The 15,157-nt window shown below is 62.1% G+C and carries 15 protein-coding genes; 3 read left to right on the top strand and 12 right to left on the bottom strand.

Features of this window, described 5'->3' with window-relative positions; translation table 11 throughout:
- Positions 1 to 12 precede the first annotated feature (12 nt).
- From uvrC to AK829_RS03070, 11 genes are all read right to left on the bottom strand, one after another.
- A complete protein-coding gene (gene uvrC, locus AK829_RS03120) occupies positions 13 to 2,076 on the bottom strand; it encodes an excinuclease ABC subunit UvrC (protein ID WP_052204167.1) in 2,064 nt (687 codons plus the stop codon).
- 9 nt (positions 2,077 to 2,085) lie between these two features.
- On the bottom strand, positions 2,086 to 2,604 hold the full coding sequence (locus AK829_RS03115; protein ID WP_408606272.1) for a PH domain-containing protein: 519 nt from the start codon (positions 2,602 to 2,604) through the stop codon (positions 2,086 to 2,088).
- A gap of 10 nt (positions 2,605 to 2,614) precedes the next feature.
- The gene (gene ribH, locus AK829_RS03110; RefSeq protein WP_052204164.1) at positions 2,615 to 3,100 is read right to left on the bottom strand and encodes a 6,7-dimethyl-8-ribityllumazine synthase; all 486 of its coding nucleotides are present in this window, start codon (positions 3,098 to 3,100) and stop codon (positions 2,615 to 2,617) included.
- Positions 3,101 to 3,181: 81 nt separating this feature from the next.
- On the bottom strand, positions 3,182 to 4,456 hold the full coding sequence (locus AK829_RS03105; RefSeq protein WP_052204162.1) for a bifunctional 3,4-dihydroxy-2-butanone-4-phosphate synthase/GTP cyclohydrolase II: 1,275 nt from the start codon (positions 4,454 to 4,456) through the stop codon (positions 3,182 to 3,184).
- 11 nt (positions 4,457 to 4,467) lie between these two features.
- Positions 4,468 to 5,055 carry a riboflavin synthase gene (locus AK829_RS03100; protein WP_052204158.1) on the bottom strand — a complete coding sequence of 196 codons (588 nt, stop codon included), beginning with the start codon at positions 5,053 to 5,055 and terminating at the stop codon, positions 4,468 to 4,470.
- A 5-nt stretch (positions 5,056 to 5,060) separates the two neighbouring features.
- Positions 5,061 to 6,056: a bifunctional diaminohydroxyphosphoribosylaminopyrimidine deaminase/5-amino-6-(5-phosphoribosylamino)uracil reductase RibD gene (ribD, locus tag AK829_RS03095; protein WP_052204156.1), complete on the bottom strand. Its 996-nt coding sequence runs from the start codon at positions 6,054 to 6,056 to the stop codon at positions 5,061 to 5,063.
- Positions 6,037 to 6,699, bottom strand: coding sequence for a ribulose-phosphate 3-epimerase (gene rpe, locus AK829_RS03090; RefSeq protein ID WP_083278981.1), 663 nt, complete (start codon positions 6,697 to 6,699; stop codon positions 6,037 to 6,039). Before rpe ends, ribD begins: the two co-directional genes overlap by 20 nt.
- A gap of 4 nt (positions 6,700 to 6,703) precedes the next feature.
- Complete coding sequence (locus tag AK829_RS03085; protein WP_052204151.1) at positions 6,704 to 8,179, bottom strand: RsmB/NOP family class I SAM-dependent RNA methyltransferase; 1,476 nt, start codon at positions 8,177 to 8,179, stop codon at positions 6,704 to 6,706.
- Entirely contained in the window at positions 8,176 to 9,099 is a 924-nt protein-coding gene (gene fmt, locus AK829_RS03080) for a methionyl-tRNA formyltransferase (protein ID WP_052204149.1), read from the bottom strand. The genes AK829_RS03085 and fmt overlap by 4 nt, the downstream gene beginning before the upstream one ends.
- Before the next feature lie 31 nt (positions 9,100 to 9,130).
- A complete protein-coding gene (gene def, locus AK829_RS03075) occupies positions 9,131 to 9,634 on the bottom strand; it encodes a peptide deformylase (RefSeq protein ID WP_052204147.1) in 504 nt (167 codons plus the stop codon).
- Positions 9,635 to 9,644: 10 nt separating this feature from the next.
- Entirely contained in the window at positions 9,645 to 11,639 is a 1,995-nt protein-coding gene (locus AK829_RS03070) for a primosomal protein N' (RefSeq protein WP_052204144.1), read from the bottom strand.
- Positions 11,640 to 11,754: 115 nt separating this feature from the next.
- Here AK829_RS03070 and AK829_RS03065 point away from each other — a divergent pair, with 115 nt between their 5' ends.
- Genes AK829_RS03065 through AK829_RS12395 form a run of 3 tightly spaced genes read left to right on the top strand, consistent with a single transcriptional unit; the run spans position 11,755 to position 13,895 of the window.
- Complete coding sequence (locus AK829_RS03065; protein WP_052204142.1) at positions 11,755 to 12,633, top strand: polysaccharide deacetylase family protein; 879 nt, start codon at positions 11,755 to 11,757, stop codon at positions 12,631 to 12,633.
- A 10-nt stretch (positions 12,634 to 12,643) separates the two neighbouring features.
- A complete protein-coding gene (locus AK829_RS03060; RefSeq protein ID WP_052204140.1) occupies positions 12,644 to 13,015 on the top strand; it encodes a hypothetical protein in 372 nt (123 codons plus the stop codon).
- A 16-nt stretch (positions 13,016 to 13,031) separates the two neighbouring features.
- Positions 13,032 to 13,895, top strand: a complete 864-nt coding sequence (locus tag AK829_RS12395) for a hypothetical protein (protein WP_052204139.1) — start codon at positions 13,032 to 13,034, stop codon at positions 13,893 to 13,895.
- Here AK829_RS12395 and metK read toward each other — a convergent pair.
- On the bottom strand, positions 13,892 to 15,130 hold the full coding sequence (metK, locus tag AK829_RS03050; protein WP_052204138.1) for a methionine adenosyltransferase: 1,239 nt from the start codon (positions 15,128 to 15,130) through the stop codon (positions 13,892 to 13,894). The two genes, AK829_RS12395 and metK, sit on opposite strands and share 4 nt — an antisense overlap.
- Between the last annotated feature and the right edge of the window lie 27 nt (positions 15,131 to 15,157).

Here is a 15,157-nt window from a genome sequence, read left to right as displayed (position 1 = left end):
GCCAAGCAACCCCTACTTCTGCAAGTGCTGGAAAATCACCTCAGCAAGCTTTGGCCCTACGCCCTTGACCTGTTGAATCTCCTCTTGCGTGGCTTCCTTGAGCTTCTTCACCGAGCCGAAGTGCTTCACCAGATCAGTGCGACGCGTCGGACCAAGGCCCGGGATGTCGTCCAGCACCGATGCCCGCATCCGCTTGGAGCGCTGCTGGCGGTGGTAGGTGATGGCAAAGCGGTGTGCTTCGTCGCGAATCTGCTGGAGCAGATACATGCCTTCGGAGTTACGCGGCAAAATCAGCGGCTCATCGTCGTCGGGAATCCACACCTCTTCGAGGCGCTTAGCTAGGCCAATCAGCTGGACGTCTACAATCCCCAGCTCATCAAACACCGCCTGCGCGGCGTTGACCTGGGGTTTGCCACCGTCCACGATGAACAGCTGCGGCGGGTACGCAAATCGCTTTGTCCCGCCGGCGGTTTCATCGGCCTCGTCCGCAAACTCCTGGGCTTCCTGCACCTCATCCGGATTCGCCAGCTTGTCCTCGTTGTAGCGTTTGAAGCGGCGACGGGTGACCTCGGCGATGGAGCCCACGTCATCTGAGCGGCCATCGCCAGCTGCTTCCTTGATGCGGTAGCGGCGGTAGTCGTTCTTCTTCGGCAGCCCATCCTCGAACACCACGAGCGACGCCACCACGTCCGTACCCTGAATATGCGAAATATCCGTGCACTCAATGCGCAGTGGGGCCTCATCCATCATCAGTGCGTCCTGGATGTCTTGCAGCGCCTGGCTTCGCGCAGTCAGATCGCCCACGCGCTTGAGCTTGTGCTGGTGCAGCGCCTCAGCGGCGTTTTTGTGCACCGTTTCCATCAGTGCGCGCTTGTCGCCGCGCTGCGGAACGCGCACCTCAACCGGGCCGCCACGCAGCTGTGTCAGCAGCGTTTCCACATCGGAAGGCTCCTCCGGCAACACCTCAACCAAGATCTCGCGCGGTACCGGGATCGGCGCTTTTACCGCGGCGCGGGATTCCTGGTCAACGCCACGGCGGCGAACCTTTTGCTCCTCAATGCGCTGGTCTTCCTCCGCCTCCTGCCGGGAACGTTCAACGGCATCCGAGTAGTACTGCACGAGGAAGTTCTGCATCAACGTCGGCAGCGCGGGATCTTCCGTACCTTCCTCAAGCCGCTCCATTGAGCCCGGCTCATCCCCGGTCTTCTCTACAACCCAGCCGCGCTGGGAGCGAATACGGCCGTCGCGAACGTTGAAAATCTGTACTGCTGCCTCCAGCTCATCGGTGGCAAAGGCGATGATGTCCGCATCGGTGTCTTGGGATAACACCACAGTCTGGCGTTCCATGACTTTGTTGACAGCCCCGAGGTCGTCCCGAAGCCGGGCAGCTTTTTCAAACTCAAGATTTTCTGCAGCTGTGTGCATCTGCTCGGTGATGCCGCGAACCAGCGCGTCCGTACGCCCAGACATAAAGCCCATAAAGCCTGCGACAATGTCGTCGTACTCTGATTCGCTGACGCGTCCCACGCAGGGTGCTGCGCACTTGTCGATGTAGCCAAGCAAACACGGCCGCCCAAGGGATCCGTGGCGGTTAAACACACCGTTCGAGCACGTGCGGATAGGAAACACGCGCGTGAGCAGATCCAGCGTTTCGCGCACCGCCCACGCATGGGAATACGGGCCGAAATAGCGAACCCCTTTACGCTTGGGGCCCCGGTAGAAAAACGCGCGAGGGTAGCGTTCCTTCACGCTGACGGCAAGCATGGGGTACGTCTTGTCGTCGCGGTACATGACGTTAAACCACGGATCAAAACGCTTAATCCACGTGTATTCCAACGCCAGCGCCTCAACCTCAGAGGCGACCACCGTCCACTCCACACTGGCCGCCGTAAACACCATCTGGCGCGTCCGCTGGTGCAGCGTGTTCGGCGGCTGGAAGTAATTGTTCAGGCGCGCACGCAGGCTTTTGGCCTTGCCCACGTAGATCACGCGGCCCGAAGCATCGCGGAATTTGTAGACGCCCGGCTCCGTAGGGATAGTCCCCGGCGCCGGACGGTAATCCTTTGGGTTTGCCACCGCTACCCGTTAATCCTTTGGCATGTATTTGGCTTCCAGCTCACGGAAACCATCCACCGCAGCAAGTGCACGCTCCTTATCACCAGCCTGCATCGCCCACAGGGGAACGTATTCAAAATCCGGCAGCTCAAGGCGCGCCATGCGCTTGCCTTTAGGAAAGCTCAGGCCGTAGACCAGTGCCCACGGGTAAAAGCGGGTGCCCACAATGTTGATCACCTGCACGCCATCTTCATTGGCGCGAACCCGCGGTCGGCTCAAGGCAATCCAGGACAACACCGAGATCACCAACCCCACGCCGATGAACGCGAACTTGTCCAGCCAGGTCAGTGTCACACCGGTGAACTGCACATCCACAACTGCCGCCATGAAAATATGCACGGCCATCACCACAAGGATCCAGATCACGGCCACGCGTTTTAAGTACGGGGACTTCGTCTCAAATTCCCACGGCTTGGTGCTGGTGACCGCATTTGGGTCCAGTGCTGTGAGGTAGGCCAGTTCTTTTTCGTCTAATCCCCGGGTGTTCACGCGGTTGATCCTATCCTTTCAACGGCAAAGAGCGGACCTTACGCAGCTCAACGGCTGCGCTGAGCGCCGCCTGCACGGCTGCAGCGCCCTTGTCTTCCTTGGCGTCTTCGCCGCCAGCGCGCTCGTAGGCTTGGTCTTCTTCCTCGACGGTAAGCACACCGTTGCCAATCGGCGTTTCCTCATCCAGTGCGATGCGGGTCAGGCCTTCAGTAACGGAGTCGCACACGTACTGGAAGTGGGCGGTTTCGCCGCGGATGACGCATCCGAGGGCCACGACAGCGTCGTAACGCTTGGCGCATGCCTGCACTACCACTGGCAGTTCCAGGGCACCGTCTACAAAGTAGAGGTCTGTTTTCACGCCGTGCTCGCGTGCGGTGTCTACCGCGCGCTCGGTCATTTGCTCAACCACGCGCGCGTTCCAGCGCGTGGCCACAACGGCCAGGGTCAACCCCTCAGCGCGTAACTGGTACTCCTCGGGGGCTCCGGTTGCAGCCATCCTTGTTGCTCCTTATTGCCTTTAGCTTGCTTCTCGCCTTGCTTATCGACGCCACGTGAACACACGCACACGCCTCCCAGCCTAGTTGGCGCCGCCTGGGTGCTGGGCCAGCCACTCGCCTACGGCCTGTAAATCGTGTCCCATGCGGTCACGTTTCGTGCGCAGATACGCGATGTTGTCGTGGGAGGGCACGACCTCAATGCTGGCCCTGCCGCATACTTCAGGCCCGAAGCCACTGAGTGCAGCGACCTTGTCCGGGTTGTTCGACAACACCGTTAGCGAGGTCACGCCAAGGTCCGCCAGGATGTGGCCGGCAACGGAGTACTCGCGTGCGTCCACAGGCAGGCCCTGTTCCAGGTTCGCATCCACCGTGTCAAGGCCTTGGTCCTGCAGGCGGTAGGCGTTCAATTTGGCAGAAAGCCCAATGCCACGCCCCTCGTGGCCGCGAACATAGACCACCACGCCGCGACCAGCTTCCTGGATGCGCCGCATGGACTCGTGCAGCTGCGGCCCACAGTCACAACGCTTGGACGCAAACACGTCACCGGTCAGGCACTCCGAATGCACACGCACCAAGACCGGTTCATCCCCGGAACTGCCCGCAGTTCCGGATACGTCGCCCACAACCAGCGCCACGTGTTCAACCCCGTCCACATCACTGCGGTAACCGTAGGCGCGGAACTCGCCGAACTCCGTGGGCAGGCGCGTTTCAGCGGTGCGGGTGATAAGGGGTTGCGTGCGGCGTCGAAAAGCAATCAACTGCTCAATCGAAATCATGACCAGGTCATGCGCATCAGCGAAGCGGCGCAGCTCGTCCGCGCGGGCCATCTCGGTCGGCTCATCCTCCGAGACAATTTCGCACAACGCGCCCGCGGGCGAAAGCCCGGCCAAGCGTGCGAGGTCCACGGCCGCTTCGGTGTGGCCGTCACGTGCAAGCACGCCGTGCTTCCGAGCACGCAGCGGCACCACATGCCCTGGGCGGGTGAAGTCCTGCGGGCCAAAGGACGCATCGGCCAAACGGGTGATTGTCTCCGCACGGGAACGGGCCGAAATGCCAGTGGTACCAGTGGCGGCATCCACCGTCACTGCGTAGGCAGTCTGGCGCGCGTCCTCGTTCTGCGCAACCATTGGCGGCAAATCGAGCTCACTTGCACGCTCATCCTCCATGGCCACACAGATGTATCCGGAGGAATACCGCACCATAAACGCCACAAGCTCAGGTGTTGCACGCTCGGCGGCGAAGATGAGGTCGCCCTCGTTCTCGCGGTCCTCATCGTCTACAACCACCACAGCCTCACCGCGGGCAATCGCAGCAATGGCATCCTCGACACTGTCTAACCTGACGGGCGCACTCATACTGGCCAACCTTAGTTCCGCACCATTTTCTCAACGTACTTGGCCACGACGTCCACCTCAAGGTTCACCGTTTCGCCTACTTCCAGCTCGCCCGCGGTGGTTTCGCGCAGTGTGGTTGGGATGAGGCTGACCTCGAACCAGTCGCCGCCAACGGCGGAAACAGTCAGCGAGGTGCCATTGACCGTAATGGAGCCTTTTTCCACCACATAGCGGGCCAATGCCTCCGGCAGCCCGAAGCGGAAGACCTCCCAGTGCTCAGACGGCGTGCGGCTCAAAAGCGTTGTCGTGCCATCCACGTGGCCTTGCACAATGTGGCCGCCCAAGCGCTGGGTAGCCAGAAGCGCGCGTTCCAGGTTCACTACCGTGCCCTCCTGGTAGCTGCCAATGCGGGAGCGCTCAAGGCTCTCGCGCATCACGTCTGCGCTAAATGTGCCGTCTGCCAGGTCCACGACAGTCAGGCACACCCCATCTACGGCAATCGAGTCGCCTGGGCGTGCATCGGAGGTCACCAGCGGGGCGTGAATGTGGACCCGTACCGCGTCTTCAAGCTGCTCAAGCTTGTCCACGTGACCTCGTTCCTCCACCAAACCCGTAAACATACGCCTTACGCCTGCCTTTTCATCTCAAAAATTACGTCTTTGCCTAACAACATGGTGCGAACCGGGGCAAACCGGCGGGCATCCGCAAGCGTTTCCGCAACCGGTCCGGCCAGCACTCCCCGCCCAGTCCCAAGGAACATCGGCGCAATGTAGGCCTGCACCATATCCACCAAGTCCGCAGCCAGGAAGCTGTGGGCCAGGCCGGCCCCGCCCTCAAGCAGCACGTCGCGCGCGCCGGTGTCCCACAGTGCCTGCAGGGCTTCCTGCGGGGTGGCGTAGCACTCGTAGTCGCCTGGGATCTCGCCCGCGGCTGCCCGCGAGCCAATCACCACGCAGCGAGGCTGATGCTCATACAACGTGCCGTCGGGTTTGCGTGCTGTCAGCTTCGGCTGGTCTGCCAGCGCGGTGCCACTGCCTACGATGATCGCGTCTCGCGTCGCGCGGTCCTCGTGCGCAAACTCACGCGCCTCGTCACCGGTGATCCACTGACTCGTGCCGTCTGCGGCAGCGGTGAATCCGTCCGCGGTTGCTGCGTACTTCCACGTCACCGCCGGCCTGCCCAGGCGCGTGGCTGTCAGCCACGGCTCAAGCGCCCCAACCGGATTCGGCATGTGGGTCACCTTCACACCGTGCTCACGCAGATACTGCGCTCCACCTGCGGCAACTGGGTTGGGATCGGCCACTAGGTAAACCACCTCTGCCACGCCGGCGTCAACCAAGGCCTGCGCGCACGGGCCGGTACGGCCGGTGTGGTTGCACGGCTCCAGGGTCACAATCGCCGTCGCGCCCCGAGCACGCTCGCCCGCCTCACGCAGCGCAACCGCCTCCGCGTGAGCGCCGCCTGCAGGTTGCGTGGCGCCGCTGGCGATGGCGTTACCGGAGGCGTCGATTAGCAAGCAGCCCACTGGCGGATTCGGCGAGGTGTTGCCGCGGACCGACTCACCTGCCTGGATTGCGGCGACGATACCTTCTATCAGCCACTCAGGATGCACGAGCTTCACGCGCGAGCTCGCGCAAACGCTCCACAGCCTCAGCCGGGTTATCCGCACCAAACACCGCACTACCAGCCACAAACGCGTCAACGCCTGCAGCTGCGGCCTGAGCGATGGTCTCGCCGGAAATACCGCCGTCAATACCAATGATGGTGTCTAGGCCCTGCTGCGCAATCGCGTCACGCAAGGTCATTACCTTCGACAACACCTCCGGCATGAACTTCTGGCCGCCGAAACCGGGCTCCACGCTCATGACCATGACCTCGTCGAAGTGCTCAAGGCTATCCAGGTAGGGCTCCACGGCAGTGCCCGGCTTAATAGCAAAACCGGACTGCACGCCAAGCTCCTTGCACTGACGCGCCGCGGCAACGTGGTCATCCACTGCCTCAACGTGGAAGACCATCCTGTCACCACCGGCCGCAGCGTAGGTTTCAAACCACCTCTCCGGCTGCTCAATCATCAGGTGCATGTCCAGGAACTGCTCCGTCACACCATTGACAGCCTTGGTCACATCCGGGCCGAAAGAAAGGTTAGGAACAAAGTGGCCGTCCATGATGTCCACGTGAATCAGGTCGGCGTTTGCCACCTTCCGCACGTCCTCACCAAGCGCCGCATAGTCTGCCGCCAGAATCGACGGTGCAATGTAAATCATGCCTCTAGGGTAGCTTGCGCAACACTGCGAAAAACATGGCATCGGTGCCGTGTCGGTGCGGCCACATCTGCACACTCGGGCCCTCGCCAACATTGTCCATGGCGTACGGACGTGCGTCGAGCTCCTCCACATTGCCAAGAGCCTTTTGTTTATCGACGATCCCGCGCGTCTCCCTCACATCCGGACTACAGGTGGAGTACACGATTACACCACCCGGCTTTGCCAGATTGACCGCGGACGCCAGCAGCTCGGACTGCAAGGTGTTCAGCTCCGCGATGTCGTCTTCCGTCTTCACCCAGCGAGCTTCCGGGCGGCGCCGCAGTGCGCCAAGGCCAGAGCACGGCGCGTCCACGAGCACGCGGTCGTAGCTGCCTGCTTCGAGACCTGGGTCGCGACCATCTGCAACTTTCACCGTCACCGGCAGGTTGCCTACTGCCTTGCGGATCAGGTCTGCGCGGTGTGGGGCAACCTCGACTGCGTCCACGTGTGCTCCATCGATAGCGGCAATCGCTCCGGTGAGCGCCGCCTTGCCGCCGGGGCCTGCGCACAGGTCTAGCCAGCGGCCTTGATCGTTGTCCACCGGCACTTCCGCCAGCGCACGGGCGATGAGCTGTGAACCTTCGTCCTGCACACCCGCAAGACCGTCGCGGACCTCCTGCAGCTGGCCCGGATCCCCCTCTTCCAAGTAGACGGCGTACGGCGAGTACTTGCCTTGGCGCCCGCCAGTGGTCAGCGCCAACTCTTCTGCGGTGATCTCGCCGGGGCGCGCAACCAGGTGCACGATTGGGCGTTCGGAATCCGCCTTCAGTGCGGAGTCGAGCTCAGCTTCCGCCGCATCACCGAGTGCGGCAGCGAAGCTCTTTACAATCCACTCCGGGTGCGCGTGGTTACGGTCGAACTTGGCCAGCCACTCCTCAACCGGGGTACGCGTGATGGAGCGCAGCACACCGTTGGCAAAGCCCTTCGCTTTGTCCTGGTTCGCGGCCTCCACCAGGCGAACCGATGTATCTACCGCCGCGTGGTTTTCCACACGCATGTAGAGCACCTGGTACGCACCAAGGCGAAGCGCCGCCAACACCTCGGGGTTGATCTGCGCAACGGGACGCGAAGAATTCGCCCCAATCACCTCATCCAACACACCCATGGTGCGCAGGGTTCCGTAGGTCAGCTCCGTGGCAAAGGCGGCGTCACGGCCAGTGATCTTGCGCTCACGTAGCAGGCCAGGCAGCGTCAGGTTGGCAAACGCTCCGTCACGGGTGACGCGCAGCACCGTTTCAAACGCTGCCTCGCGCGGCGCATCACCGATAGACGCCGGGCGTGACTTCACGCTGTAGCGCTGCCTGCCGGTGCCTTCCGGCTGCTTCTTCTGCTGCTTCTGCTGGCGCTGTTGTTTCTGTTGCTTCTGCTGCTCCGCAAACCCAGTTGGCCGCTTCGGCTCCTGCCTGCGACCCGCTGCGCGGGACCTAAATCCACCGCTCACTCGAACACCACCTGCTCATCTGCACGAAGTCCGCGCGCCCAATCGGCCGCGTTCATCATCTTTTTGCCTGGGGGCTGGATCCGCGTCAACACAACATCCGCCGTACCGGTGCCTACGCGGACCTCCTTTTTGCCAGCCGCAACCTCCCCCGGCGCCAGCGAATCCGTCTCTGCAAGCACTACCGGCTCCACCTTGACCCGCTGCCCACCAAGCGTGGTCCACGCTCCAGGGGCAGACGTATAGGCGCGAATGGCGCGATCGATCTCTGCTGCGGGCTTTGACCAGGTAATTCGCGCATCATCCACCGCGATCTTGGAGGCGTAGCTGGCCTCGCCCTCCTGAGCGCGCGGAGTAATCATGCCGTTTTCAAGCCCGTCCATAGTCTCCACCAGGGTTGCTGCGCCGCGGCGTGCAAGGCGGCCAAGCAGTACGTCAGAAGTATCGTCTGGGGCAATCTCATCCGGCAGCACGTTGAGGATCTCGCCGGTATCCAAGCCCTGGTCAATCCGAAAAACGGTGGCCCCGGTTGCTGTCTCACCGCTCAAGATCGAGTGCTGCACCGGTGCCGCGCCGCGCCACTGCGGCAGAAGCGAAAAGTGCAGGTTCACCCATCCGTGTGTGGCAATGTCCAGCATGCCTTCTGGGATCAGGTTGCCGTAAGCCACAACTGGGATGCAGTCAGGCGCAAGCTCGCGCAAACGCTGGCGGATCTCCTCATTGTCTTTCAAGGTCACCGGCGTGAGCACCTCAATGCCGTGCTTGAGCGCGAGTTCCTTGACCGGTGAGGGGTGCAGCGTGCGGCCGCGTCCTTTCCTTGCATCCGGTCGGGTCAGCACCGCAACCACCTCGTGCTGGGAATCGATGAGCTGTTGCAACGACTCCACCGCAGGCTCCGGCGTGCCGGCAAACACCAAGCGCATATCTTGCCTTTCCTCTTTCTCTAACCTGCTGTTATGACCGCTGCTGCGACCACTCAGCGGCGCGAATCTCAGCCATCGCCGCCGCGCGCACCGCAGGTTCCATACGTGTAAGGAACAGTACCCCGTCGAGGTGATCGCTCTCGTGCTGGATGCAGCGTGCCAGCAACCCTGATGCTCGAATTGCAACCGGTTTGCCCTCCACATCGACACCGCGCGCCACCACCGTGTCGTGGCGTGGGACCTCCGCTCGTACTCCGGGGATAGACAGGCACCCTTCAGGTCCCACCTGGAGCTTGTTGCTTATCGACGCCCACGTGGGATTCACCAACACTCCCCTTAACCCCTGGCAGTCATAGGTAAACACACGCTTGAGCACCCCGACCTGGTTGGCAGCAAGCCCGACGCCACCGGCTGCATCCATGGTCTCCAACATGTCATGTGCAAGTTTGCGCAACGACGCGTCGAAGACTGTCACCTCCGCAGCGGGAGTGGTCAGCACGGGGTCTCCAAACAAACGAACAGGGAGGTTTACCATGCGCTTTAACTTATCCGATGTTGATCGGATTGACCTGCACCCTCAGCGGCAGGTCCGCTCTTCGCGCACCACGGCTGACTAGGCCTGCGCGAAGCGCCATCCCAAGCGCGTTTCGCCCAGCTAGCGGCGCGCGCACCAGCATCCGCTGCGCAGGCCCAAACTGTGCAACGTCCCATTCGCCCGGCAAGTGTTCCCCTTGCGGCAAGTCCACGGGCCCAAGCAGCTCCGCATGGGCAGGCAGATCCACATTGTTAAAGAAGTCGTCGAGGGCGGCCCGCGGAGCGTCTACAAGCGCAATGTGCACTGCGGGCGGGAAGCGTGCGTCGCGGCGCTGCGCAAGCTCAAGGGCGGCAAAACCGGGCATGTCCCAGCGGATCAGATGCTGCACGGCGGGCAGCGCCGGATCCGCAACCACCACCACTTCCCCCTCGTGGCGCACAAGCGTGGCGGCCGCAGCCCAACGCGCAAACGCATCCTCCACAGCGCGCAGGTCCGGCCGCTGCAGCAGCGCCCACGTGTCCAGCAACACCGCAGCACCGTAGTCTGCCCGCGGCTCCGCGCCGGGCGTAGCCACCACAATTGCGGCCTTATCAGGCACCGTGTCGTGCACCTTCTCACCCCAGGAGGTAACCACCCGGTACTTTGCAAACGCGCGCCCCAACTCTTCAGCAGTGCGCTCCGTTCCCACCACCACGGCGCGCACCTTGCGCGAACCGCACGACGGGCACACATGCTGCGCGTCTATACGCCCACACCAGCGACAGGTCGGCGCCGCCGCCTCACCACTCGACGGCAATCCAAGCGGGCCCATGCACCAACGGCACCGCGACGGCGCACGACATGTGCCACACGCCAACGTTTGGATGTAGCCCGTACGCGGCACCTGGAAGAGCACAGGCTGGTCGCGCTCCAACGCGTGCGCCGCCGCCTGAAACGCCACCGAGGGCAAGCGAGCCTGGCGTGCCCGCGGGTCGCGCTCCAGCTCAAAATCGGAATCCCCGGCTGCATGAATGCGCGGCATCCGCGCACGCAACGCCTCACGCGGAGCCACCAGGCTATGCATCCAGCCGCTTTCCACCAACAACTGCGTCTCGGCGGTGCGGGTATGCCCGCCGATGATTAACGACGCATGCTCGATCCCCGAGCGCGTAGTCAACACCTCACGCGCATGAAAATACGGCTCGCGGGGATCCACCAGCGAATCATCCCCATCAAACATCACCACCATCAGCCGCAGGTTTCGCATCGGCGCAAACGCCGCCGAACGCGTACCCACCACAATCCGCGCCTGCCCATGGATCACAGACAGGTAGCGCGAGTAACGCGCCTGCGGGCCTTGGGACGCGGTCAGCGTTGTCACCTGCTTCGCCGACACCAGCTCACGCAACGCCGCCTCAACCCGGTCCACATCACGCTGATCCGGCACTACCACCAGCGCCGACGACCCCTCAAGCGCCACTTTGACCACAAGCGACGCAACAGCTGCCGCCCAGTCATCCCCCGGCGCTACTTGCCACGCGGCGCGTGCCACCGCGCCGCCCAACACTGCATCCACAAACGACTCGCCGAACTCATAGGCGCTCCACGCCGACAAATCCGGCTCCTCCGCCTGGCCCAACTCCGGCCACGGGGTTGAGGTGTCCGTCTCTTCAGCTTTGGCGTGGCGCGTCGGGATCGCAGCGCGGTAGAGGTCGGAGCGGGTGGCGCTGTAGCGGTTAGCTAAAGCGTCGATAAGCAAACGAAGCTCCCTGGGGGCTACTACCTCCGTCGAGATAACCCGCTCGATGAACCGCAACTTACCCTCGTGTGTAGAGGTGGAGGCGCGCTCCAGCACCAGCGCATCCACCAGGCGACCGGCGAAGCGGATACGCACCTTCACCCCCGGGCGCGCGGCTGCCGAATCGGCCTCAGAAACCAGGTAGTCAAACTCCCTGTCCAGGTGCGCCAAACCAAGCAGCGGCAATACCCGAACCACGGGTTGTGCGACAGCTTGGTTTTGGGACATGCAGTGAGATTCTAATGAAACCTGCCACACGCCCCCGATTGGCTATCTTGAGGCGTCCGGCGCATACTCTCTGGCTGTAGGAATCGTTCGCTTTTACTGTGAGTTTGACCCAAAGATGAATCGTGTTTCGCGCGCCGTTGCCGCCGCGTTGTGCTCTCTTGCTCTTGTTGCGCCGACTATTGATGTCCATGCTTCGGCCTCCAGCGATATCGGTGCGCGAAGCTCGCAGGCGATGAATGACGCATGGCGGCAAGGCTTCAATGCCCTACCCCCACAGGTGCGCAGCGCGATTCCGAACGAGCTTCGCCCGGTCGAACCGGCACCGCCTTCGCACCCAGCTCCCCCGACGGAGCCTGAGCGTGAGAGCGCTCATGAGCCAACACCTGCGCCGGACTCCTGCGCGAACTGCGTGGCGCTGACTTTTGATGACGGCCCCGTGCCCGACACTGAGCGTCTCTTGGACATCCTGGATAAGAAGAACGTCAAGGCGTCCTTTTTCGTTGTAGGCAACAATGCCCGCAAGTACCCGAAGACCGTGCAGCGCATTCGCAACGGCGGCCACACCATTGGCAACCACACCGTGGACCACCCGGTGCTGCCACGCCTGTCCCAGGACGGTATCAACCGCCAGCTCGACGGCACCAATGCAGCGATTCGCAACACCACCGGCCAGAACCCCCGGTGGATGCGCCCGCCCTACGGCGAGTATGACGCGCGAGTGACGGCTGCGTCTCAAAGCCGCGGCATGGCGGTCGCCCTGTGGGACGTGGACACGCTTGATTGGAAGCACCGCAACGCCACGAAAACGTGCGCGGTTGCCGTGCAGCAATCGCGCCCAGGCTCTGTGGTGTTAATGCATGACATCCACGGCCCCACGGTGGACGCGGTTCCATGCATCATCGACGGGCTGCGCGCGAAGGGGCTTCGCCCGGTCTCCTTGGACCAGATGATCACCTCGCCCCAGGCGGGTCGCGTCTACTCGCACCGCCCGTAGACTGTTCCTCATGACTGAAACTGAAGAGCAACCACGCCGCGGCTGGATCAAAGCCATGCCGTACCTTCTGCTTGCAGCATATGTGCTGGTACCGCTTGTGCTCATCCCGGCGGCCGGCAGCAGCGCTCCTGCAGCAACGATCGTGTTTCTCTTCGGCACCGCAGGGCTTGTTTCGCTTATCGACGCCACGTTGTTCCGCCCCACGTATTCCATCCCCTTACTGTGCGGGGTTGGCTTTTGGCTTGCCAAGGTGCTCTACCTCAACGAGGGAACCTTTGTGTATGGCATTGGTTGCGTTGCCATCGCTGGACTGTGCAGCTGGCTCGGCGGCGTAATCGGTGGCGTGATCGGTGGCCGCGTAAGCGCTGGCGCCAACAAGTAGCCAGGAAAGGACACCTGTGGAAACTTGGAGCCTCAACCATCCCGAACACGGCCTGATCGAAGTGCGTATAGGCTACGATAACGAGTTTTTGGAAACCGACCCCTCGTGGCCAGGTGAGCTGCCAGAGCAATTCGTCGAGCATCCCGAATTGATCAAGCACATACCCGCCAACGGCAGCGTGGCAGAACGACTGCGTGCGGGATTTCCCAGGCCGCCGACGCGGCTGGAAGTCCGCGTTAACGGTGAGGTGCAAACACAGTACCAGGATCTAGATTCCGGGCGAATCCCTCTATTCGGCCAAGGCTCTAAAGATGCACTGAAAATAATGACGCACTTCGGCGTTGACCGCGCGAAACCGAATCTCAACCTCACTTTCAACATATTCAAAGAACTGCTGGAGGTGGATTACCGCGAGGGCAAAACCATAGTGGAATTTGATCCGCCGGAAGGATCTCGGGGCGCGCGCCGCCGCCAAGCCATGGAATCCAGCAACATCAAGCGCACCCTCTTCCCCATCGCACAGGGCATCGGAAAAGGTGGTTGGGCGCTGGCTGCGTTGCTGCTTCCGCCTGTCATCGGGCGTTTTCTTGCCTGGATTGCGCAGTACCTGCCAGATATTGATCTGCCGGACTTCACCCTGCCGCAGATCCGGCTACCCCACGTTGACTTGCCAGTACCACAGCTTCCACAGGTGAGGTTGCCAACGCCGAATATTGCTTTGCCGGACCTGCCGGACCTGCCCTACTGGGTGGCTTGGCTTTTGGAGTACTCAAAAATCTGGGTCCCCGTACTCATCGGCATTGTCATCGGCGTCGTCGCGTTACGCAACAAGAAGAAGTCCGACGCCGAAAAAGCGAAGTGGGAAGAGCAGGAGTCCTAGATTCCCGCTGCGCGCTTGAGCTCCTCAACCTTGTCTAGGCGCTCCCACGGGAGGTCAATATCCGTACGTCCAAAGTGGCCATAGGTTGCCGTCTGAGCGTAGATTGGGCGAAGCAGATCGAGCTCCTGAATGATCGCATCTGGGCGCAGGTCAAAGACCTTCTGTACAGCCTGCTGGATGGATTCACTGCTCTGTCCGTCAACCGCCGTGCCAAAGGTTTCCACGTACAAGCCCACCGGGTTCGCGCGGCCAATAGCGTAGGCCACCTGGACCTCAACGCGCTTGGCCAAGCCTGCGGCGACAATGTTCTTTGCAACCCAGCGCATGGCATAAGCCGCGGAACGGTCCACCTTTGAGGGGTCCTTGCCGGAAAACGCGCCACCGCCGTGGCGAGCCATGCCGCCGTAGGTATCCACGATGATCTTGCGGCCCGTCAGACCCGCATCACCCATCGGGCCACCCAGGACGAAAGATCCGGACGGGTTAACCAAAAGCTTCGTGTCTTCGTTGTAGAAGGCGCCCAGCCCAGCGTCTTCAACCACCCACTCAAGCACGTGTTTACGCATTGCCGCGGCAAGCTCATCGCCAGTGAAGTCCGGGTCGTGCTGGGTGGAAATCACCACGGTATCCAAGTGCACCGGGGTCTCCCCGTCATAAGCAAAGGTGACCTGAGTCTTACCGTCCGGGCGAAGCCCGCTCACAATGCCTTCGTGGCGCACCTGAGCCAAGCGACGGCTCAGGTGATGCGCGGTAGCGATCGGCAGCGGCATGTACTCCGGAGTTTCATCCGTGGCGTAGCCGAACATCAGGCCCTGATCACCAGCACCAGACTGCGCAAGCTCCTCCTTGGAGGCGTGCTCGCGCACCTCCTGGGAGGTGGTCACACCCGCGGAGATTTCCTCCGACTGGTCACCAATAGCTACGTTGACGCCACACGTGTGTCCGTCAAAGCCAACCTCGGAGGACGTAAAACCGATCTCTACCAAGCGATCGCGCACAATCTTGGCAATGTTGGAATACGCGCTGGTGCGCACCTCCCCCACTACGTGCACCTGACCGGTTGTCACGAGGGTCTCAACCGCCACGCGTGACTTCGGGTCTTGGGCAAGCATGTCATCCAAGATGGCATCCGAGATGGAGTCACAGATCTTATCGGGGTGGCCCTCAGTCACGGACTCACTGGTGAAGAGGCGGTGGAACGTACCCTGAGACGTGCCATTGTGCTGTTCAGACATGCCCAACACACTAGACCAAGCGGTCTA

This window comes from Corynebacterium riegelii (assembly GCF_001263755.1).
Taxonomy (GTDB): domain Bacteria; phylum Actinomycetota; class Actinomycetes; order Mycobacteriales; family Mycobacteriaceae; genus Corynebacterium; species Corynebacterium riegelii.
This window is presented reverse-complemented; position numbering and strand designations above follow the sequence as displayed.

Bases quoted from the DNA above. Each gene is read 5' to 3' on its own strand.
- ribH (WP_052204164.1), bottom strand. From the start codon at position 3,100: ATGGCTGCAACCGGAGCCCCCGAGGAGTACCAGTTACGCGCTGAGGGG.
- AK829_RS03105 (WP_052204162.1), bottom strand. From the start codon at position 4,456: ATGAGTGCGCCCGTCAGGTTAGACAGTGTCGAGGATGCCATTGCTGCG.
- AK829_RS03100 (WP_052204158.1), bottom strand. From the start codon at position 5,055: ATGTTTACGGGTTTGGTGGAGGAACGAGGTCACGTGGACAAGCTTGAG.
- rpe (WP_083278981.1), bottom strand. From the start codon at position 6,699: ATGATTTACATTGCACCGTCGATTCTGGCGGCAGACTATGCGGCGCTT.
- fmt (WP_052204149.1), bottom strand. From the start codon at position 9,099: ATGCGCTTGGTGTTTGCCGGCACGCCGGAGCCTGCGGTGGAGTCGTTG.
- def (WP_052204147.1), bottom strand. From the start codon at position 9,634: ATGGTAAACCTCCCTGTTCGTTTGTTTGGAGACCCCGTGCTGACCACT.
- AK829_RS03070 (WP_052204144.1), bottom strand. From the start codon at position 11,639: ATGTCCCAAAACCAAGCTGTCGCACAACCCGTGGTTCGGGTATTGCCG.
- AK829_RS03065 (WP_052204142.1), top strand. From the start codon at position 11,755: ATGAATCGTGTTTCGCGCGCCGTTGCCGCCGCGTTGTGCTCTCTTGCT.
- AK829_RS03060 (WP_052204140.1), top strand. From the start codon at position 12,644: ATGACTGAAACTGAAGAGCAACCACGCCGCGGCTGGATCAAAGCCATG.
- metK (WP_052204138.1), bottom strand. From the start codon at position 15,130: ATGTCTGAACAGCACAATGGCACGTCTCAGGGTACGTTCCACCGCCTC.